Below are 21,198 nucleotides of genomic sequence, written 5' to 3'. Positions count from 1 at the left end.
GCTCCTTATGCCTTGCTCACAGCATGAATTGCATCACGCACTTGTTGAAAGGTTCCGCAACGGCAGATATTGGTAACAGCCGCATCAATTTGCGCATCTGTTGGCTTTGGGGTAGTACGCAGTAATGCAGTGGTTGCCATCACCATGCCAGACTGGCAATAACCGCACTGGGGAACTTGCTTGTCGACCCAAGCTTTTTGTACTTTAGAGAGTTGGCCATTCTTTTCTAAGCTCTCAATCGTTTCAATTTTTTTACCTTCAGCAACACTCACTGGAATAGAGCAACTACGAATAGCCGCACCATCAAAGAGAACTGTACAGGCGCCACATTGGCCAACACCGCAACCATATTTGGTGCCCGTTAAACCTACCTGCTCACGAATAACCCATAACAATGGCGTACTAGGATCAACATCTACCTTGTACTTTTTACCGTTAATATTTAGATCCGCCATTAGTGCTCTCCTGAGTATTTTTTATCTGAACGCTTTACTTATTTACTTAACAAATAAAACGCTTACTTTTAATATGGTTATATTACCCACAAATATTTATATTGCTATGCAGCAATTAGGGCTGGGCATTAGTATTGACTCATGATTTCCGGCCTAGTACAAATTCTTCTCTTCCAAAGCTTGGGTGAGCTCCTCTCCAAGTTTGCTCTCCCCACCCTGCCAGGACCTGTAATCGGCTTAGTTTTGCTAATAGCTTGGCTAGTATTGCGTAAGGGGGTTAACTCAGAGCTAGCGATGGTGGCGGATGGTTTTAGTCAATACTTTGGATTATTGTTTGTTCCAGCTGCAGTGGGAGTGGTTTTATTTTTGCCACAACTAAAGGCGAATGCCTTAGCCATTGTGAGTGCATTAGTAGGTAGCGTCATTCTGACGATCGCTACAAGCGCTATAACAGTCCGTTTTTTAAGCTCCAAAAGTGAAGGGGCGGACTGATGAGCGAAAAACATTCCATCGTTGAGATTTGGGTTTACTTATCAGGTAGCCCATTATTTGCACTCTTTATTACATTAGCAGCCTATCAACTGGGATTGTGGATCTATAAAAGAAGTAAGCAAAACCCTTTAGCCAATCCAGTAGCCATTGCCATCATTCTTGTGGCTAGCTCAATTCAGTTTGTAGAAATGCCTTATTCAACTTACTTTGAAGGGGCTCAATTTATTCACTTTTTATTAGGATCGGCTACCGTCTCTTTAGCCATTCCCATTTACAGGGGGCTAAATAGTCTTCAGGGTCGCTCATTACCTTTAATAGCCTCATTGATTGCCGGCGGATTGGTATCCATCTTTAGCGCTATTAGCATCGCCACATTGCTAGGCGCTGATGCCAGCATTACCGGAGCAATGTATCCCAAATCCGTGACTGCTCCGATTGCGATGGGTATTGCCGAAAGAATTGGGGTTTCCCCAACCTTAACGGCTATTTTTGCTGTAACGACGGGCATCCTTGGCGCAATATTGGCGCCCTTTATTCTGAACGCTTTAGGAATGAAAGCCTGGTGGCAACGCGGCTTTGCCATTGGCATTGGAGCTCATGGTATCGGCACCTCTCGCGCTTTTAGCATTCACCCAGAAGCGGGTGGCTACGCCAGCTTAGCGATGGGCATGAATGGCATTATTAGTGCGGTTGCTATTCCGATTATTTATCACTTGTTTAACTAATGAATTTAAATGAGCAGCATTGCCCTTGGTCGGCACCAAATTAACACCAAATCGACACCAATGGCACTGTATTAAATGGCTTATGCGTCACGTTTTTTTCTGAAGCACAACCATACATCATCGATGCACTAGTAAGGGGCCTTAAGACCCAAAATGCATCCCAAAAGTCAATTAAGCAGATAATTGAAAGGGTAAGCTTATAAAAGCCCACAACATCAATTATTGGACTTTCTAATGAACACATCTTCCGCACTCGCAAAACTATTCCTCGGCCTTTCCTTGCTGGTAGGGCTAGCTAATGCCACCTTAGCTGCGCCAGAATCGGACTGGCCAAAAAAGCCTATTGTGGCAGTGCTGACATTTCCTGCGGGCGGCTCAACCGATGTATTTGCCAGAAGCATTGGAGCGCCCTTGGGCGAAGCGCTTGGTCAAGCCATCGTCATTGAAAATAAGCCTGGTGCTGGCGGCATGATTGCAATGCAAGCTGCAGCAAAAGCAAATCCAGATGGCTACACGCTGCTGTTTAGCGCGCTGACCAATCAGAGCATTGCACAGGCCTTATTTAAAAATCCTCCCGCCGATCTTCGTAAAGATTTTGTACCTGTCGCACTGGTTGGTTCTATTCCTCACCTCATTGTTGTCAACCCCTCAGTCCCTGCAAAAAATATTGCCGAGCTCACTGCATTTATTAAATCCAAAAAGGGAGACTTTAATTACGCCTCTCAGGGCAATGGCAGTCTCTCCCATTTAGAGTCAACTATGTTCATGCAGCGTATTGGTGCAACCGGTACCCATATTCCTTACAAAGGAAGTAGCTTTGCCTTGCCTGATTTAATCGCAGGCAATACCTTGATGATGTTTGATAGCGTGACTGCATCCCTTCCACATATTCAGAGCGGTAAGTTACGTCCGATTGCAATCGCTGCGCCTGATCGCTCGCCTTTAATGCCAAATGTACCCACGATGGGGCAAGATGGGATGAAAAACTTTGATGTAGAAAATCTTTATGCTTTTTTTGCACCAAAGGGAACGCCGCCCGCAGTCATCGCGCGGCTAGAAAGAGAAATTCGGAAAATTTTGACGAACCCTGATTTCAAATCTAAATTAGCTGGTCAGGGTATTCATCCACAATTTACCAATGCAGATCGTCTAGCTGAAATCACCACAACAGAACATGACAAGTGGCAGAAAATTGTGAAGGCTGCCAATATTAAAATTGATTAACAGAGCCCCTAAAGGTAGCTATTAAAGAGAATTCTTAAAGACCATCAGCAAATTACAGCAATCAATGTCAACAAATCGGATCCACACTTTATGTTAATTTCTCCTCCTTTCGGTGGCGGACGTGCCCCAGTATTAGCCAGGAATACGGTTGCGAGCTCCCAACCTTTGGCTACCCAAGCCGGTATTGAAGCACTTCAAAATGGTGGCAATGCAGTGGACGCTGCCCTGGCAACAGCCATCACCTTAACGGTTGTAGAGCCCACGATGAATGGCCTGGGTGGTGATGGTTTTGCTCTGATTTGGGATGGTAAAAAATTACACGGCCTCAATGCCTCTGGTCGTGCACCAGCAGCCTGGACTCCAGAGTTCTTTCAGGGCAAATCTGCCATGGATCTCATCGGTTGGAATACGGTCACCGTACCAGGAATGGTTGCGGGCTGGATTGAGCTATCCCGTCAATTTGGCAAACTTCCTTTTGCGCAACTCTTTAAGCGTGCAATTGATTATGCGGAGAATGGTTTTCCGGTATCCCCTGTTATTGCACGTCAATGGCGCGAAGCGATCCCGATTCTGAAAATGCAGCCTGGGTTTACAGAATCATTTTTGGTCGATGGTAAAGCACCTACTGCTGGCCAAATATGGCGCTATCCAGCACAAGCGAAAACACTGCGAGAGATCGCCTCTTCCGAAGGAGAGTCTTTTTATCGTGGTGACCTAGCGCAAGGCATGGTTGACTTTGCTCAACACACTGGCGGCTGTTTCACTATGGCTGATTTTGCTGCGAACAAACCTGAATGGGTAGAGCCTTTAGCCTCCAACTACGGTGACTATACCCTTCATGAAATTCCACCTAATGGCTCTGGTATCGCAGCGCAAATAGCCCTAGGTATCTTGCAGGCTGCTAACGCCAAGCAATACCCTGCAAACTCAGCGCAGCGCATTCATTTGCAAGTAGAGGCTATGCGTATGGCGTTTGCCGATGCCTATGCTCATGTTTCTGATGCCAGCACGATGAAGATACCTGCAAGCGCCTTGCTAGAGAAAGATTATTTGGCAAGTCGTGCCGCTTTAATTGATCATCAACAGGCCGGTAGTTATGGTGCGGGAGATCCCCATTCTGGTGGTACGGTTTACCTTTGCGCTGCAGATGAGTCTGGCATGATGATTTCTTATATTCAGTCGAACTTCAAAGGCTTTGGCTCAGGTGTAGTCGCACCAGGCGGCATTGCTTTTCATAATCGGGGTATGAGCTTTAGTTTGGTTGATGGTCATCCCAATCAAGTGGCGCCCGGTAAACGCCCTTTCCACACTATCATTCCAGCATTTTTGACTAAGGGCAATCAACCCGCGATGGCATTTGGGGTGATGGGTGGTAATATGCAGCCTCAAGGACATCTGCAATTTGTGATGCGTTTTGTCGATGAGCATCTAAATCCCCAAGCATGCTCAGATGCGCCACGCTGGAGAATTGACGATGTAGGAAAACTCACCGTAGAAGCCTCTATGCCAACCTCAGTAGTTGATGGCTTAAAAGCAATGGGGCATGACGTGACGGTGATGCCTGCTAATAGTCTAGATTTTGGTAGCGCTCAAGCGATTGCGCTTATTAATGAGGATGCTGATTTTGCGTACATCGCTGGTAGCGATCATCGCCGGGATGGCTTGGCTGCCGGGTTTTAAACATGTTCGGGGGCTACTAGTGCCCGAACATATTCTGCAAAATAGTTAAGCTGGTATTGAGTGTCTTGGGATTGACCTTCCCAAGTTTTTTTACTAGCCTAGATTTATCTATTACTCGGATCTGATCAAGCATGATTAATCCTTTCTCTCCCGCATGCGTCACTGAAATTCGAAAATCAGCTGTCTTACCTTTCGTAGTCAAAGGTGCCACCAGTATGGTTCTCAAGTTGTTGTTTAGCTCCGGCGGCGAAATTACTAGACATGGTCTTGTCTTTTTAATCTCACTGCCCTGCGTAGGATCTAATTTAATGAGCCAAATATCGCCTTGATAAATAATGCTCTTTACCAAACCCAATCCTCATCTTCATCGTTATTAAAGTCACCCAATAGAAGCTCATCATCACCAGCTTGCGCAATCGCTTTTGCCTGCTCCGCCCAACCCTCACGAAGACTCTTATTAGGTTTACTCAGGATAAGCGTGCTACCTTCAACTATCAAATCAACCTCCTCATCAAAGCCCACTTGCTCGAGAATAACTTTGGGTATGACTAGCCCACGAGAGTTGCCAATTTGCCGAATTTGAAGATGTAGCTGCTTTTTCATAGTGATAACAATGTTATAACAATCACAAAGGGGAGTCAAGTTGAATTTACTTATTCACTTTTTTAATGACCATCTTCAGAAAATGATTAAGCTAATTCCAGTATGACAATCTACCTATGGTTGCTGCCTACTTTAAAAGGGCACAGGGAGCGCTCTAATTAGGTAGGCAATTCAGATAAAACCGCTTTACCTCTTGATCACAACTCACATCTCTTGGCTGTATTGGCCGCTCTAGGGTAATGCCTTCAATTGAGGTGCAACGGCTTAGTGCCACATAGACTTGGCCAGAAGCAAACGCGCCTGATGACAGGTCAACTTTGATCTTATCCAGAGTTTTTCCCTGACTCTTATGAATCGTAACCGCCCAAGCCAACATCAGAGGGATCTGCACAAAAGTACCAATCACATTCGGTGAGATCTTGCCTGACATCATGTCATGGTCATAGCGATAGGATTCCCACTGATGCCCTTTGACTTCTACCGTATTGGAATAAGGGCCGTTCTGCACCATCACCTTGACAGTATTGGTCAATAACTCCCGCACTACTCCAATCGTTCCATTAACCCAACGTTTAGGAAAATTGGTATCAGTGGCAGTGAACATGACCTTAGCCCCCACCTTCAAGCTAAGGTGATTAGGCGATGGTAGATTGCGTTCATCCACATTAAATTTACCAGTGCTATTGCCGGCATATACCTTGGGCTCTGTTGTTAATGCACGCAAGCCTGCGCCATTAATTTGATCTGCTCGGGCATTAGTAGTGGTGAGCGTAATCGTCTGCTCATCGACTATTGGGGCATTAGTAAAGCATTGGTCATTGAGGAACTCTAGGGCCCCTTCAATATCTTCATTAATCCGAATTTGATTTAATAGCCCAGCAAAGTGGGCATCTTTTTGACGGAATATCTTGGAGAGCTCTACCATCGTGACATCTTTACGGTGCAGTACATTTGCACAGAAAAAATACGGGCCCTCATAACCACGCTCAGCTAAAACTTGCATATCAGCATTAGAAACAACGGGCGGAAGCTGAAACAAGTCGCCCACAAACATCACCTGAATACCACCGAAGGGCTGGTTTTTATGAGGGCCATTGACACGTAAAAATAGATCTATGGCGTCTACAACATCGGTCCTTACCATTGAGATCTCATCAATAATCAGTAAGCGAATATCTTTATAAAGGCGCTTATCTTTTAGGGGCTTGATATCTTCTTCTGGAAAAATCAAGCGTGGCGGCAAACGAAAGAACGAGTGAATGGTGACACCCTTCACCTGCAGCGCTGCTACTCCCGTAGGAGCAACCACCACAACATTACCCGGAATATGCTCACGCAGATAACCAATCAGGGTAGTTTTACCCGTACCCGCTTTACCGCTAACAAAAATATAGGGATCATGGCGCTCAATAGCATCAATCACCTCCTGGTATTCAGGGGTGATTTCTATTGCAGAAGGGTCTACTGCAAGACTATTCATCCGCTATGACTTTGGCGCGTCGGATACACACCGAAATCCGATGTAGACCACAGCAATATCACCTGACTTTGACTCCGTATCCGACTCTTGCTGCCTGTCTGGGCCATACCACCAAGAAGCCCCTCTGGTAATGTATCCGCCATTGCGCTCTGTTGCAGTCCACTCCCAGACATTGCCACCCATGTCATACAAATTATTGACACCCGGCTTAGTAGTGCCCGCAAGAACATGTCCGGTGCCACGATTTAATGCACCAGCAGGAGCAAGTCCTTTGTAATCGCCACAAGCACTTAAACAATGAGAAACCATCGGCGTACTGCCGCCTGGATAGGGGTAGCGTTGCCCCTTTACAAAACCAATCGGTGGATTATTTCTTTGCTCTAAAAATGCAGCACTTGTCCATTCAGCATCAGTAGGTAAGCGCTTGTTATAGAAGCGGCAAATCGATTCTGCCTCTTTCATATTCAGATGCACCGCTGGCTCTTGGTCTTTCGCAGGAACACCATAAGGCGCCCGCCAAGACCAGCCGGGTTTTTTAACAAAGCCGCCCTCATAACTTAAGCCACCACCATTTTTTTCAGCCTGACTGACAAACCCTGTGGCATTGGCAGCCGTTTTTGTATCGGCTACAGTCATTTCAGTCTGGTCCCAAATAACATCACCGATCCTGATGGTAGGAATGGTGGAAGTTGGGATACTAGTTGTGACTGGAGCTGCAGTTATAGCTGCAGTTATAGCTGCAGTTGTAGCTGCAGGTCGCAACATAAAGTAAAGGGCAATTACCGAGAGCAATACGCCAAAAACAATAGGCAAGATATCAAACTTTTTCATGCTGGTTGCTCTTAAATAAAAAGCTCCAAAAGAACACTGGGGAACATAAAGGAGCTTTTATGGGTATACGGTGGGGCGAACGACGGGGCTCGAACCCGCGACAACCAGAATCACAATCTGGGACTCTACCAACTGAGCTACGTCCGCCACAGTAGAGCCAACATTATAGCTTTTAGGCTAAAACTCTGTCAAAAAAGCCTGAGCAACCTCCTTAAGCGGGCTCCAACTCAAAAGCGGCCCAATCCCCTAAGGTCAAACTGGCATCCAAGAAGAAATCCCCAATGGCAGCTTTGCTCTGCACTTTAGCCAAGGCATGATGATCCGAGAGGCGCTGGCGCCAATAGCGAGACCCTGCCCTGCCATGGGCTAATCCCAAAATATGCCTTGTGAAGGCGCCAATATAAAAAGGCTTGTCTTTGGAGCGACACTCATCAAACCAAGCTTGGACCTGCCTAACTAAACCGATCTGAATACGGTGCCACTCAGTCTCACTAAATAAATAACCGGCAGCCTCGCCATTACTTGCCAGCAAGTCATCCCAGCCCAACAGCATTGCCGGGAAATGGTATGCCGCTCTACCCACCATGAAGCCATCAAAGTCATCCCAATGCCCTGCAATCTGTTCGTTTGTCTCCAAGCCACCATTAAGTAAGACCTGAATATGCGGAAACTGCTTTTGTGCATCAAGTCGCAATTGAGCAGCGACTTCATAGCGTAGTGGTGGCTTACTGCGATTCTCTTTAGGTGATAAACCTTTCAGTACAGCATTGCGTGCATGAATGGTCACCTGGCTAGCACCAGCATCAGCCACTGCCAGAATAAAATTGAGCGCAAATTGATAATCTACTTCTGAATGAGCGGCATCCATGCTGTCTAAGCCTAGACGGTGTTTTACAGAGATAGGAATATCAACTGCACTTTTCATCGCCCTTACACAGTCCGCGACTAACTCTGGCTCTGCCATTAAACAAGCACCAAAAGCACCGCGCTGCACTCGCTCTGATGGACAGCCGCAGTTGAGATCGACTTCGTTGTAGCCCCACTGCTGCGCTAGAACTGCTGCTTGAGCCAACTCACTGGGATCGCTACCGCCTAACTGCAAAACCACTGGGTGTTGATCATGGGAGTAATCTAAGTGCCGCGGCACGTCACCATGAATCAATGCACCCGTAGTCACCATTTCTGTATAGAGGGTCGCCTCTTTAGTCAGCGTGCGATGAAATGAGCGGCAGTGACGATCGGTCCACTCCATCATAGGGGCTACTGCTAAACGTTTTTGGGCTAACTTGACATCCACTTTGGGCAGAATCTCTATATTGACTTTGATATTGTTATTTTAAATGAGGCCTCAGAATTTAGGCCAAAATCAATCCAGTCTTATAACCGCCTTAAAATAGAGGCCACCTTTTCAAATGCGTCAGCAAAATTTCTATGTTTGAACTCTCTGTATTGAATCTATCTGCATTTGATATCAGCCTCCTGCTGGCATGTGCCTTAATAGCGGGTTTAGTCGACTCCATTATGGGCGGTGGCGGCATGATCCAAGTTCCCGCCCTTTTTGCAGTATTACCAGGCTTTCCACCGCCCACACTACTTTCAGTAAATAAGTTTGCTTCCGTGATCGGAACCATTGGTGCGACGATTCAATATGCGCGTGCTAATAAAAGCCCTTGGGGACTAGTGATCATTTCGTGTATCGCCGCTTTTATAGCCTCGGTATGTGGCGCCTATTTAGTAACGCAGATACCGACTCAGTGGCTTCGCAGTACCCTCCCTTTTCTATTAATTGCCTTACTAGTCTTTAGCATTAAATCGAATGCCGGTTTAGTTCATGCACCTAAGCACCCTCCTCATAGACAAAAAGCGATTGCCTCGACTGGTGCCGGAGTAATTGGTTTTTATGATGGATTCTTGGGGCCTGGTGCAGGTGCTTTTTACAAAATGCTGTACACCCGAGTATTGGGCTTTGATTTTCTTCGCTCAGCAGCGCCCGCTAAGTTTCTGAATATCGCCTCGAACCTAGGGGCACTCTGCGTATTTATTTACTTAGGCTACTTTGATTTAAGGTTAGCGTTGCTGATGGCGGTGGCTAATTTGATTGGCGGGCAAATAGGTAGCAAAATTGCCATCAAACACGGAAATGCATTTATCCGTAAAGCTTTCTTTATTTTGGTAACGGTTTTGATTATCAAAACATTCTATGATGCTTTCCTAAAATAATGGAAGTAAGTAATAGCCATCTAAATTGGTAGGCTTTTATAGCTATTGAACCAATTTCGGAGTAGATTGAAGTTGTTGAGATGCAATTCACCTACTTTTATATTTGAGGAAAAAATGAAAATACTTCTCCCAGTTGATGGCTCTAAATCTTCACTCAACGCCGCTAAATTTGTTGTAAAACTAGCCAAGCAACTCGCTGCCAAGTGTACGGTAACCTTAGTGAATGTTCATGATGATGTCGGCCTTGGTCATGTAAGGCAATTTGTTGCCAACAATGTCATTAACGATTACCTCAGAGAGGTTAGTGAAAAAGAACTCAAGACGGCACAAAAGGTATTGGATGGCTCAGGCATTCAATATAGTGTTGCGATCAAGCGGGGTCATATTGCTAGCGAAATTATCGATATAGCGAATAAAACAAAAGTGGATATGATTGTGATGGGCTCAAAAGGAAGATCTGGAATCATAGATGCCCTGATTGGATCGGTTGCCCAAAGGGTCTGCAACACTGCTAAGCAACCCGTTCTTTTGATCAAGTAATGAAGATGATCACCTCAATTTTGAAGGCCGCCTCAGTGGCGGTCTTTTATAGATAATCCAATGAGCATCCTTCTTCTCCTACTCGCTCCAGGTCTCATTGGTCTGTACTGGCTCATTCGACTACAAATTTGCCTCTCTAGAGCGCGCTACTTAATAGATGCCTATGGCCTGAACCGTAAGAAGCTTCAAAAATTGAAGTGTAAAGAACTTCGGGTATTACGAGAATCTATTGAAACCCTCAAGAATTCCAATAACCCATCTGGATTAGAGGTACTCATTCAACCTTATCGGTAATCAGCCCTTTTCTTCGCTAATAACTACTGCATAAGCAATAAATCATTTTTAACCATTCCGCCTAGATAGCGATAGGCTCATCTACACATTTATTTAGTAGTTAATTTTATTTCTTAGTTAATTTTATTTCTTAGTTAATCTTATTTCTTAGTTAATTTTCCAAATGCATTCGCCATGGCATTGTTTATTGGAGGAGCGCTTCTTTTATCTTCTTGAGGCCTTCTAGATTCGCTACCTCTTGATACGGTCGATCTGTTTGGCGCTTGCTTAGCCCTTTCCTCGGCAGAAGTCTTAGGTGCCTCATCAGAAAGTCGCATGGTCAGCGCAATCCGTTTGCGCTTTTCATCTATTTCCAGCACTTTAACTTTCACAACCTGCCCTGCCTTCACAACGGTATGAGGGTCTTTAACGAAGGTATTTGCTAAAGCTGAGATATGGACTAAGCCATCCTGGTGAACACCGATGTCAATAAAGGCGCCAAACGCAGCAACGTTAGTGACAACACCTTCTAAGATCATGTCTACTTTGAGATCACTGATTTTTTCAACACCGTCTTTGAATGTAGCGGTTGTGAACTCGGGCCTTGGATCTCGTCCTGGCTTTTCTAGCTCTTTAATAATGTCGGTAACAGTAGGCACCCCAAATTTTTCATCGGCGTATTTTTCTGGATTAAGGCTATTGAGTATTCCCGCATCACCAATTAATTCCTTGACTCCTTTTTTAATATCTTTCAGGATCTTTTCCACCAAGGGGTAGGACTCTGGATGAACGGCTGAAGCATCTAAAGGATCGGCACCATTCATAATTCGTAGAAAACCGGCTGCCTGCTCGAAAGTCTTGTCACCTAAGCGCGGTACGCTACGTAAATCCGCTCTAGATCCAAATGCGCCATGCAAATCACGATAAGCCACGATCCCCTCAGCAACAGTGCTGCTGAGGCCAGAAACCCTGGCTAACAATGGGGCAGAAGCAGTATTGACGTCCACACCCACTGCATTTACGCAATCTTCTACTACCGCCACTAAAGACTTGGCAAGCTGCGTTTGCATGACATCATGCTGGTATTGACCTACCCCGATAGACTTGGGGTCGATTTTGACTAACTCTGCGAGCGGATCTTGCAGGCGACGGGCAATCGATACTGCGCCGCGAAGTGATACGTCCATGCCTGGCAGTTCTTTTGACGCATACTCTGATGCAGAATATACGGACGCCCCTGCCTCTGAAACCACAATCTTGGTCAGATTTAATTCCGGTCTTGCTTTAATTAAATCTTGGGCTAATTTATCGGTCTCTCGAGAGGCCGTTCCGTTACCAATAGAAATCAGTGTCGCTTGGTGTTTTTGCGCCAGTTTCGCTAAGGTATGAAGCGAGCCATCCCAGTCATTTTTCGGTTGATGTGGGTAAATGACCTCGGTATCAACTACTTTACCGGTTGCATCTACTACGGCAACCTTTACCCCGGTACGCATACCGGGATCTAAGCCAATAGTAACTTTAGGCCCAGCGGGAGCCGCTAAGAGCAGCGCTTTAAGATTACGGGCAAAGACATTAATAGCTTCAGCATCAGAACGCTCGCGCAAGGCACTCATCAGCTCAGACTCTAGGTGCATAGGGCATTTAATTCGCCAAGTCCAACGAACCGTTTCAGATAACCACTGATCTGCTGGTCGGCCTTCATTTTTAATCTTAAATTGATTGGCAATACGTGACTCACAGGGATTATGTGGCGCATCCCATTTAGGCTTTTCCGCTTCCGTATCTAATCGCAGATTAACCATCAGCATTTGCTCGCGGCGACCTCTAAACAGTGCTAAGGCACGATGAGATGGAATCGCTTTAATTGGTTCGGAGTAATCAAAATAATCTGCAAACTTCTCACCCTCTTGCTCTTTACCTACAATCACTTTGGATTCCACTACACCATGATCTTGTAAATAGATTCTGAGTGACTGGACTAAACCGGCATCTTCTGCAAAACGCTCCATCAGAATCTGACGAGCACCCTCCAGGGCAGCCTTAGTGTCAGCCACCCCTGGATTTTCTCCTTGATCGGATGTGAAAGCTTCCCGCAAATACTGAACTGCCTCTTCCTCAGGGACTAGTAAGGGGTTCGCCAGTAAATCATTTGCTAATGGCTCTAAACCTGCCTCCAAGGCAATCTGCGCCTTTGTCCTACGCTTAACCTTATAAGGAAGATACAAGTCCTCTAAGCGGGTCTTATCCTCAGCCAACATGATGGCCTTTAATAACTCTGGCGTCATCTTCCCCTGCTCTTCAATGGAGGACACAATCGCCTTGCGACGATCTTCCAACTCTCGTAAATAACTGAGGCGCTCTTCTAGTAAGCGTAATTGCGTGTCGTCTAAGCCGCCAGTAGCCTCTTTGCGATAACGCGCAATAAAGGGGACGGTAGCACCCTCATCCATTAATGCAATGGCTGCAGCCACTTGGGCAGGTTTAGCGGATAACTCTTGGGCAAGCCGTTGCTCGATTGATGGCAGCATATTTTTAAATTAGATAGGTTAAGTAAATTTAGAACAAAAGGTATTTAGCTTCATACCTAGATAAAAGCCACCCGTAGGTGGCCTCTATCAACACATCAAACGCAAATGAACATTAGCGGGATGCTTTCTTGCGATCATGCTCTTTGAGGTAACGCTTACGTACGCGGACACTCTTCGGAGTGACCTCAACCAATTCATCATCACTGATAAATTCGACGGCGTACTCAAGTGTTAAGTCAATTGGCGTTACCAAACGCACTGCTTCATCAGTACCTGATGAACGTACGTTAGTTAATTGTTTACCTTTAATTGGGTTAACAACTAAATCGTTATCGCGACTATGAATACCAATCACCATACCTTCATATACAGGGTCGCCATGCTTGACAAACATACGGCCACGATCTTGTAACTTCCAGATCGCGTAAGCAACAGCCTCGCCATCATCTTGACTAATTAATACGCCGTTATGACGCTCACCAAAAACTCCGTCTTTGGCAGGTGCATAGCAATCAAAAGTGTGACTAAGTAAGCCGTTACCACGAGTCATTGTTAAAAAGTCACCCTGGAAACCGATCAAACCCCGTGCTGGAATACGGTATTCAAGACGGGTGCGGCCTTTGCCATCACTGACCATATCGAGCAACTCACCCTTACGCTTGCCTAGCTCTTCCATCACACTACCTTGAGTAGCATCTTCTAAGTCAACCGTTAGGTTCTCATATGGCTCCATCTTTACGCCATTTTCTTCATGGAATACTACGCGTGGACGGGATACAGCCATCTCATAACCCTCACGACGCATTGTTTCCACCAAGATCGTTAAATGCAACTCGCCACGTCCTGACACCTCAAACACGGTGTCATCATCTGTTTGACGAACACGTAAAGCCATATTGGCTTTTAGTTCACGATCTAAGCGCTCACGAATCTGACGGCTCGTTACAAACTTACCTTCACGACCTGCCAATGGGCTGGTGTTTACCATGAAGTTCATGGTTAAGGTAGGCTCATCAATCTTGAGCATTGGCAATGGATCTGGTTTATCTGGTGCACAAACGGTTGTACCAATGGCTAAGTCTTCAATACCATTGATCAGAGCGATGTCACCGGCAAAAGCCTCTTCAACAATCTCGCGCTCTAAACCTTTGAAGGTCAGCACTTGATTGATACGACCTTTAAAAGGAACGCCATTAGGGCCATTCATACAAACTACTTCCATGCCGGCTTTAACCTTACCGCGGTTAATACGTCCAACACCAATTTTTCCAACATAACTGTTGTAATCAATCGAAGAGATCTGGAACTGCAAAGGACCATCTACATCGTCATCACGTACTGGAACGTATTTCAGTACAGCATCAAATAATGGACGCATGTCACCAGAGCGCACATCATCAGTCATACCTGCATAGCCATTCAGACCGGATGCAAAAACGACTGGGAAGTCTAACTGCTCTTCTGTAGCGCCTAACTTATCAAATAACTCAAAGGTTGCGTTGATCACATAATCAATACGTGCGCCTGGGCGATCTACCTTGTTGATCACAACAATAGGCTTCAAACCAAGTGCAAGGGCTTTCTTGGTAACGAAACGGGTTTGTGGCATTGGGCCTTCAACTGCGTCCACCAACAATAAAACACCGTCAACCATCGAGAGCACGCGCTCTACTTCGCCACCGAAGTCGGCGTGGCCTGGTGTGTCGACGATATTAATATGGGTACCATCATATTCAACAGCGCAGTTCTTGGACAAAATAGTAATGCCACGCTCTTTTTCTAGATCGTTTGAATCCATGACACGTTCAGTCATTTTTTCATTGGAGCGGAAAGTACCAGATTGGCGTAGGAGCTGGTCAACCAAAGTCGTTTTACCGTGGTCAACGTGGGCAATGATAGCGATGTTACGAAGTGCGCGTTTAGTCATGTGAAGCTTCTAAAAGTTAAAAGTAAGGTTAATAAAAGTACAAGTAAATAAATCTGAATCTGAATCTGTATTAAGAGGTCTGTGAGATGAGTCGCTTCGGGTGTAAAACCCCTGAACGCCAATCGGCTGTACCAATAAAGTTGTGAGGGGCAGCAGTAGCGCGATAAATCCGCACTAAAGCCTCAATGGACGGAATACTCAACGGAACCCGTTGACCTAGCCCAAGGCGTTTAGCTTGTTGCTCATCAATTGTCAGGTGCGGCAAAGTCTGAAGCAAGGCATCGACAGGCAATATATAGCTTGAACTCTCTTGCAGCCCCTGCTGAATATTCTCAATCGTAAAAGACTGCTCTAAATTTAAGTGGCCTACTTCAGTGCGGCGTAAGCCCACTAAGTGCGCCCCGCAACCCAAAGTCTTACCGAGGTCTTCGGCCAAAACCCGAATATAAGTTCCCTTGCTGCAACTCACTTCTAAAGTGGCTTCTGGCCATTGAATATTGGTCCACCGAATCGCATGAATCGTAATCTCTCGGGCAGCACGCTCTAACTCAACACCTGCACGTGCATATTCATACAAAGGTTTACCGTCGCGCTTTAGCGCCGAGTACATAGGAGGAACCTGGCTTATAGGGCCAGTAAATTCTGGTAGCAGCGCATCTAGGGCAAACCTCAATGCTGCCTCATCAGTAAATATCGGCAGCGGGAACTCTTGGGTAACGAGACCTTCGGCATCACCAGTATCAGTACATTGACCAAATTTAACTTGCGCAATATATGTCTTATCCGCATCCAATAAATCTTGAGAGTACTTAGTAGCCTCCCCTAAACAAATCGGGAGTAGTCCAGTAGCCATCGGATCTAGAGTGCCTGTATGACCTGCTTTGTCTGCATTAAGAGCGCGCTTGACAGCAGTCACCGCTCCTTGAGAACTCATGCCAGACGGTTTATCAAGCAACACCACACCATCGATCCGCACTGACTTCACTGTGGTGCGCTCTCGTCTTTGCGGTCACTATCCACAGCCTCATCAATTAAGCGAGACATTTCAATACCATGCTCAATTGAACTGTCAAAGTGAAAATGTAAAGTGGGAACCGTATGAATGTGCAGACGCTTAAATAATAAGGAGTGCAAGTAACCCGCCTTATCTTGCAGCGCCTTCAAGGCAACCGCTGGCTCGGCACCTAATACCGTAAAAAATACTTTTGCATGCGCTAAATCTGGCGTGAGTTCAATACTTTGGATGGTAATTAAACCCAAGCTTGGGCTACGCAATTCACGAGGAATAAGCTCGGCCAGGTCTCGCTGAATTTGATCGGCGAGACGCTGGTTACGATGTGGACTAGTTTTATGCATTAACTTAATAATTCCTAAAGCGTTCTTGCCACTTCAGTCACCTCAAATGCTTCCAGTTGATCGCCTTCTTTAATGTCGTTGTAGCCTTTTAATGACAGACCACACTCAACACCAGCACGAACTTCTTTTGCATCATCTTTAAAGCGCTTCAGAGAATCCAGCTCGCCCGACCAAACTACTACGTTGTTACGCAAGAGGCGCACACTTGAATTGCGCTTCACAACACCATCAAGTACTAAGCAACCAGCAATCGCGCCCACTTTAGAGACCAAGAAGACTTGACGAATCTCAACCATGCCGGTGATTTCTTCTTTCTTATCTGGAGTCAACATACCACTTAAGGCAGCCTTCACTTCATCCACTGCGTCATAAATAATGTTGTGATAACGAATGTCCACACCATTATTTTCAGCTAGCTTACGTGCCGCACCATCTGCACGTGCGTTAAAGCCAATAATGACCGCTTTTGAAGCTACCGCTAAGTTCACGTCAGTTTCAGTAATACCACCGACTCCTGCGTGAACGACTTGCACCTTAACTTCAGATGTAGATAATTTTTGCAACGACTGAGATAGCGCTTCTTGTGAGCCCTGAACATCCGCCTTAATGATTAATGGCAACAGCTTGGCCTCAATAGCACCCTCTTCCATGTTTTCCATCATGGTTTCGAGTTTGAACGCTTGCTGCTTCGCTAGCTTCACATCGCGGAACTTACCTTGACGGAACAATGCGACCTCACGGGCTTTACGCTCATTTGGAACCACTTGGACGGATTCGCCCGCTGCAGGAACTTCAGATAAACCTTGAATCTCTACCGGAATAGATGGTCCAGCTTCGTTACACGCTTTGCCATTCTCATCCATCATTGCGCGCACGCGACCATAAGTCGATCCAGCTAACAACATATCACCACGTTTGAGTGTTCCAGACTGAACCAGAATAGTGGCAACAGGACCGCGACCTTTATCTAAGCGTGCCTCAATAACAAGACCTTGCGCTGGCGCATCCTTAGCTGCTTTGAGCTCAAGAATTTCTGCTTGTAAAAGCACGTTCTCAAGCAAAGCATCAATGCCTTCACCAGTTTTGGCGGAGACTGGGATAAATGGCACGTCGCCACCGTATTCCTCTGGAACAACTTGCTCAGCAACTAACTCCGTTTTAACGCGCTCTGAGTTTGCCTCTGGTTTGTCGACTTTATTGATTGCCACAACGATAGGAACACCAGCAGCTTGCGCATGGTGAATCGCTTCTTTGGTCTGCGGCATCACGCCATCATCTGCAGCCACTACCAAGATAACGATATCGGTTGCTTTGGCACCGCGAGCACGCATCGCCGTAAATGCTTCATGGCCTGGTGTATCCAAGAAGGTAATCATGCCACGGGCAGTCTCGACATGGTATGCACCGATATGCTGGGTGATACCACCCGCTTCACCAGTAGCTACTTTTGCCGCACGAATCTTATCAAGCAAGGAAGTTTTACCGTGGTCAACGTGACCCATCACCGTGACTACTGGTGGACGTGGCAACAATTCTGCATCTTGACCGTCGGTACCGAGATCTAAATCTGGATCATCTAACTTCGCAGCATGAGCTACGTGACCCATCTCTTCTACGATGATCATCGCAGTATCTTGATCCAAAATTTGGTTGATGGTAACCATCTGTCCCATGCCCATAAGCAGCTTAATCACTTCAGCGCTCTTAACAGCCATTGCGTGCGCTAAGTCAGCAACCGTAATCGTCTCAGGAACCTGAACATCATGAACCACTTTTTCTGTAGGTACTTGGAAGTTGGTGTCGACGTTCGCTTCAGCAATTTGACGCTGCTTTCTTCTGCCGCCGCCGGAACGCCATCCGTTTGCACCGCCAGGACTATCGCCGCGGGTCTTGAGGCCGACTGACTTCTTCGCGCCCTCTTCTTGCCAAGTGGACGATGTTTCAGCAGACTTAATCGTTTTTCCGCCAACCTTAGGTGCGACTTTCTTTTTGTCGTCCGCGCCCTCTACTTTTGCAGGCTTGTGTAATGTGCCCTTTTTCGCCTCTTCAGCAGCAATTTCACTTGGTGCCTTAAGGACGCGCGCAGGAGCACTCATCATGTCGCGAATAGCTAGTGCTTCTGCTTCTGCAGCAGCGCGACGTTTTGAAATATCCGCCAGTTGTGCCTTATTGACATCAGCTAGCTCTTTGGCAGCTTTTTCTAAGGCTGCTTTCTTTTCAGTAGCAGCGGTTGCAGCAGCAATTGCATCAGCAGCTGCAACAGAAGCTGCTTCAATAGATTTACCTGCTTTTTCAACAACAGGATCTGCAACAGCAATCGTGGCAGCAGCAGTAGCAGCAGCATCAGCTTCTTTTTGGCGGGCATCTACTGCCGCTTTCATCTCAGCTTCTTGACGTGCAAGCAACTCCGCTTGACGAGTTGCCTCAGCAGCCCGCTTTTCCAACTCTTGAGTGGAAAGAATGGATTGTGCTGACTGCGCTGACTCTACAGGAGTCGCAGTCTGAACTGGAGCCTTCTCAGGCTCTGGAGCTTCAGCAACCGAGTCGCCACTCTTTTCTAATACGCGCTTTTTGCGAACCTCTACCTGAACAGTACGTGTTCGACCAGCGGAATCCGCCTGACGAATCTCCGAGCTCTCACGCTTGATCAAGGTGATCTTTTTACGACTACCTGCATCAACACTACCATGCTCTTTTTGCAAATGCTCAAGCAAGGCAATCTTGTCTTTTTCGGTAATGCTGTCGTCTTCAGAGCCTTTTTCAACGCCAGCAGCTTTTAACTGCTCCAAGAGATCTGGTGCGGTACGTTTTAATTCTTTAGCGAGTACTTTTACTGTTGTTGCCATGTACTACTTCCTCTCATGAAGTAAACCAATGTTCGCGCGCTTTCATGATGAGCGTTTTCGCAGTTTCTTCGTCAATTTGTGTCGCCTCAACTAGCTCATCAACAGCCAGTTCAGCTAAGTCGTCACGGGTATGAACCTGATTGTCAGCAAGCTTGGCAACCAACTCCGTAGTCATTCCCTCTAGGGAGCGTAAATCTTGTGAAACCTCACCAACACGCTCTTCCTGGGCTAACTGCATCGTCAAGAGAGAATCGCGGGCACGAGTACGTAGCTCATTCACAGTATCTTCATCAAAGGAATCGATTTCTAATATCTCCGAAAGTGGTACATAAGCAACCTCTTCCAATGTATTGAAACCCTCTGCAATTAAAATATCGGCCACTTCTTGGTCCACATCCAATTTATCCATAAATAACTGGCGTACAGAGGAAGCTTCTTTTTCTGTTTTCTCAGCAGACTCTTCTGGAGTCATGATGTTGATCTGCCATCCAGTCAACTCACTCGCTAAGCGAACGTTCTGACCACTACGGCCAATCGCAATTGCCAAATTCTCTTCATCCACCACTACATCCATGGCATGGCGCTCTTCATCCACCACAATTGAGGACACTTGAGCAGGAGCTAAGGCACCAATCACAAACTGCGCTGGATCTTCAGACCACAACACAATATCGACTGCTTCGCCAGCAACTTCATTACGCACCGCTGTAACACGAGTACCACGAACACCTACACAAGTACCGATAGGATCGATGCGCTTGTCATAAGTGATTACAGCAATTTTTGCGCGAATACCAGGATCACGGGCAGCGCCTTTAATCTCTAATAAGCCCTGCTCCATCTCTGGAACTTCATTTTCAAATAACTTAATTAAAAATTCTGGGCAAGTACGGGAAAGCTCAATCTGTGGGCCACGAACTTCGCGATCCACTTTCATGATGTATGCGCGCACACGGTCGCCAGAACGAAGATTCTCTTTAGGGATCATTTGGTCGCGACGCAATAATGCCTCTACGCGACCTGATTCAATAATCAAGCCATTCTTATCTGCACGCTTGACGGTACCGGTCATGACTTTTTCGCCACGCTCAAGATAGTCATTCAAGATTTGTTCGCGTTCAGCATCACGAATGCGCTGCAAGATCACCTGCTTAGCTGCTTGCGCACCAATCCGGCCAAAGGCTAAGGATTCGATTTGCTCTTCGATGTACTCGCCAACTTCCATATCGGAAAATTGCTCTTGAGCTTCAAAATGAAGAATTTCCTTATCCGGCTCTTGAAGACCAGCCTCGTCAGGCACAACTAACCAACGACGGAAAGATTCGTATTCGCCTGACTCACGGTCAATCACCACACGAATATCCACATCCTCTGTGGTGTAGCGCTTTTTAGTGGCCGATGCCAACGCCATTTCGAGCGCCTCGAACACAATTTCACGATCAACGTTCTTTTCACGCGCTAAGGCGTCTGCCAACATGAGAACTTCTCGACTCATGACTTTCTTCCTTTGAAATCAATAACAGGGACCAGCCGAGTCTTATCGACCTCGGCTAAAGAAAACTCCAATTGAGACTCAGCGCCATCAGCGCCTTCAAACAACAAACCAAATTTGGCATCCGGTGAATCTAATTCACCGCTTAGCAAACCTTGCAACACACCACGAAAATTCTTACGGCCACCAGCGGCAACTCGCAACTTTAAATCTACCTCTGCACCAGAAAAGCGCTCAAAGTCCGCCGCAGATTTAACTGGACGATCCAATCCTGGCGAAGAAATCTCTAAACGCTCAAAAGGAATATTTTCAACTGGCAAGGTATAGCTCAGTTGATGGCTCACTTTTTCACAATCCAACACATTAATCATGCGCTCGTAATCTGGGTTTTCGATCGTCACACGCAGCAATCCACCGGCTTCACGCTCAATTTCCACTAGCGTGTAACCCAGGTTTTCCACCTCTGCAGAAATAATCCGCTGATCTTTCAAAAGTACCCTTCAATACAAAACGGCAAAAAAAAATG

Annotated in this window: 20 protein-coding genes and 1 tRNA gene; 7 read left to right on the top strand and 14 right to left on the bottom strand. The window is 46.3% G+C overall.

Annotated elements, in window-relative coordinates; all coding sequences use genetic code 11:
- Positions 1–5 precede the first annotated feature (5 nt).
- The gene (locus QUD86_RS02870; RefSeq protein ID WP_286297895.1) at positions 6–455 is read right to left on the bottom strand and encodes a (2Fe-2S)-binding protein; all 450 of its coding nucleotides are present in this window, start codon (positions 453–455) and stop codon (positions 6–8) included.
- A 141-nt stretch (positions 456–596) separates the two neighbouring features.
- Here QUD86_RS02870 and QUD86_RS02865 point away from each other — a divergent pair, with 141 nt between their 5' ends.
- From QUD86_RS02865 to QUD86_RS02850, 4 genes are all read left to right on the top strand, one after another.
- A complete protein-coding gene (locus QUD86_RS02865; protein ID WP_286297893.1) occupies positions 597–947 on the top strand; it encodes a CidA/LrgA family protein in 351 nt (116 codons plus the stop codon).
- Positions 947–1,672, top strand: a complete 726-nt coding sequence (locus QUD86_RS02860) for an LrgB family protein (protein WP_286297892.1) — start codon at positions 947–949, stop codon at positions 1,670–1,672. Before QUD86_RS02865 ends, QUD86_RS02860 begins: the two co-directional genes overlap by 1 nt.
- Before the next feature lie 234 nt (positions 1,673–1,906).
- Positions 1,907–2,896: a Bug family tripartite tricarboxylate transporter substrate binding protein gene (locus tag QUD86_RS02855; protein ID WP_286297891.1), complete on the top strand. Its 990-nt coding sequence runs from the start codon at positions 1,907–1,909 to the stop codon at positions 2,894–2,896.
- Positions 2,897–2,986: 90 nt separating this feature from the next.
- On the top strand, positions 2,987–4,576 hold the full coding sequence (locus tag QUD86_RS02850) for a gamma-glutamyltransferase family protein (protein ID WP_286297890.1): 1,590 nt from the start codon (positions 2,987–2,989) through the stop codon (positions 4,574–4,576).
- A 16-nt stretch (positions 4,577–4,592) separates the two neighbouring features.
- Here the strand turns inward: QUD86_RS02850 and QUD86_RS02845 are convergent, their stop codons facing one another.
- The 6 genes from QUD86_RS02845 to dusA form a co-directional block, all read right to left on the bottom strand.
- Positions 4,593–4,913, bottom strand: a complete 321-nt coding sequence (locus QUD86_RS02845) for a type II toxin-antitoxin system PemK/MazF family toxin (protein ID WP_286298621.1) — start codon at positions 4,911–4,913, stop codon at positions 4,593–4,595.
- 5 nt (positions 4,914–4,918) lie between these two features.
- A complete protein-coding gene (locus tag QUD86_RS02840; protein ID WP_286297889.1) occupies positions 4,919–5,179 on the bottom strand; it encodes an AbrB/MazE/SpoVT family DNA-binding domain-containing protein in 261 nt (86 codons plus the stop codon).
- Between the two features lie 154 nt (positions 5,180–5,333).
- Positions 5,334–6,659, bottom strand: coding sequence for an ATP-dependent DNA helicase (locus tag QUD86_RS02835; RefSeq protein ID WP_286297888.1), 1,326 nt, complete (start codon positions 6,657–6,659; stop codon positions 5,334–5,336).
- Positions 6,660–6,662: 3 nt separating this feature from the next.
- The gene (locus QUD86_RS02830) at positions 6,663–7,490 is read right to left on the bottom strand and encodes a formylglycine-generating enzyme family protein (protein WP_286297887.1); all 828 of its coding nucleotides are present in this window, start codon (positions 7,488–7,490) and stop codon (positions 6,663–6,665) included.
- 71 nt (positions 7,491–7,561) lie between these two features.
- Positions 7,562–7,637 (bottom strand) — tRNA-His (locus tag QUD86_RS02825).
- A 64-nt stretch (positions 7,638–7,701) separates the two neighbouring features.
- Positions 7,702–8,787: a tRNA dihydrouridine(20/20a) synthase DusA gene (gene dusA, locus QUD86_RS02820; protein WP_286297886.1), complete on the bottom strand. Its 1,086-nt coding sequence runs from the start codon at positions 8,785–8,787 to the stop codon at positions 7,702–7,704.
- Positions 8,788–8,921: 134 nt separating this feature from the next.
- Here dusA and QUD86_RS02815 point away from each other — a divergent pair, with 134 nt between their 5' ends.
- The 3 genes from QUD86_RS02815 to QUD86_RS02805 all read left to right on the top strand — a co-directional run bounded on the left by QUD86_RS02815 (position 8,922) and on the right by QUD86_RS02805 (position 10,544).
- Positions 8,922–9,710 carry a sulfite exporter TauE/SafE family protein gene (locus QUD86_RS02815; RefSeq protein ID WP_286297883.1) on the top strand — a complete coding sequence of 263 codons (789 nt, stop codon included), beginning with the start codon at positions 8,922–8,924 and terminating at the stop codon, positions 9,708–9,710.
- Between the two features lie 114 nt (positions 9,711–9,824).
- Positions 9,825–10,250 carry a universal stress protein gene (locus tag QUD86_RS02810; RefSeq protein WP_286297882.1) on the top strand — a complete coding sequence of 142 codons (426 nt, stop codon included), beginning with the start codon at positions 9,825–9,827 and terminating at the stop codon, positions 10,248–10,250.
- Positions 10,251–10,310: 60 nt separating this feature from the next.
- Complete coding sequence (locus QUD86_RS02805) at positions 10,311–10,544, top strand: hypothetical protein (protein ID WP_286297881.1); 234 nt, start codon at positions 10,311–10,313, stop codon at positions 10,542–10,544.
- A 140-nt stretch (positions 10,545–10,684) separates the two neighbouring features.
- On the opposite strand, the gene QUD86_RS02800 is transcribed toward QUD86_RS02805, so the two are convergent.
- The 7 genes from QUD86_RS02800 to rimP all read right to left on the bottom strand — a co-directional run bounded on the left by QUD86_RS02800 (position 10,685) and on the right by rimP (position 21,163).
- Complete coding sequence (locus QUD86_RS02800) at positions 10,685–13,051, bottom strand: Tex family protein (RefSeq protein ID WP_286297877.1); 2,367 nt, start codon at positions 13,049–13,051, stop codon at positions 10,685–10,687.
- Between the two features lie 112 nt (positions 13,052–13,163).
- Entirely contained in the window at positions 13,164–14,978 is a 1,815-nt protein-coding gene (gene typA, locus QUD86_RS02795; protein ID WP_286297874.1) for a translational GTPase TypA, read from the bottom strand.
- Between the two features lie 70 nt (positions 14,979–15,048).
- Entirely contained in the window at positions 15,049–15,963 is a 915-nt protein-coding gene (truB, locus tag QUD86_RS02790) for a tRNA pseudouridine(55) synthase TruB (protein WP_286297873.1), read from the bottom strand.
- Complete coding sequence (gene rbfA, locus QUD86_RS02785; protein WP_100380236.1) at positions 15,960–16,334, bottom strand: 30S ribosome-binding factor RbfA; 375 nt, start codon at positions 16,332–16,334, stop codon at positions 15,960–15,962. The genes truB and rbfA overlap by 4 nt, the downstream gene beginning before the upstream one ends.
- A 14-nt stretch (positions 16,335–16,348) precedes the next feature.
- Positions 16,349–19,180 carry a translation initiation factor IF-2 gene (gene infB / locus QUD86_RS02780; RefSeq protein WP_286297868.1) on the bottom strand — a complete coding sequence of 944 codons (2,832 nt, stop codon included), beginning with the start codon at positions 19,178–19,180 and terminating at the stop codon, positions 16,349–16,351.
- A gap of 13 nt (positions 19,181–19,193) precedes the next feature.
- Positions 19,194–20,675, bottom strand: a complete 1,482-nt coding sequence (gene nusA / locus QUD86_RS02775; RefSeq protein ID WP_286297866.1) for a transcription termination factor NusA — start codon at positions 20,673–20,675, stop codon at positions 19,194–19,196.
- Positions 20,672–21,163, bottom strand: coding sequence for a ribosome maturation factor RimP (gene rimP, locus QUD86_RS02770; RefSeq protein ID WP_286297865.1), 492 nt, complete (start codon positions 21,161–21,163; stop codon positions 20,672–20,674). Before rimP ends, nusA begins: the two co-directional genes overlap by 4 nt.
- Positions 21,164–21,198: the final 35 nt, after the last annotated feature.

Origin of the sequence: Polynucleobacter sp. TUM22923, assembly GCF_030295705.1 — a bacterium.
Classification (GTDB): Bacteria; Pseudomonadota; Gammaproteobacteria; order Burkholderiales; family Burkholderiaceae; genus Polynucleobacter.
Note: the sequence above shows the minus strand (reverse complement) of the source record. Positions and strands in the feature narration are given on the sequence as shown.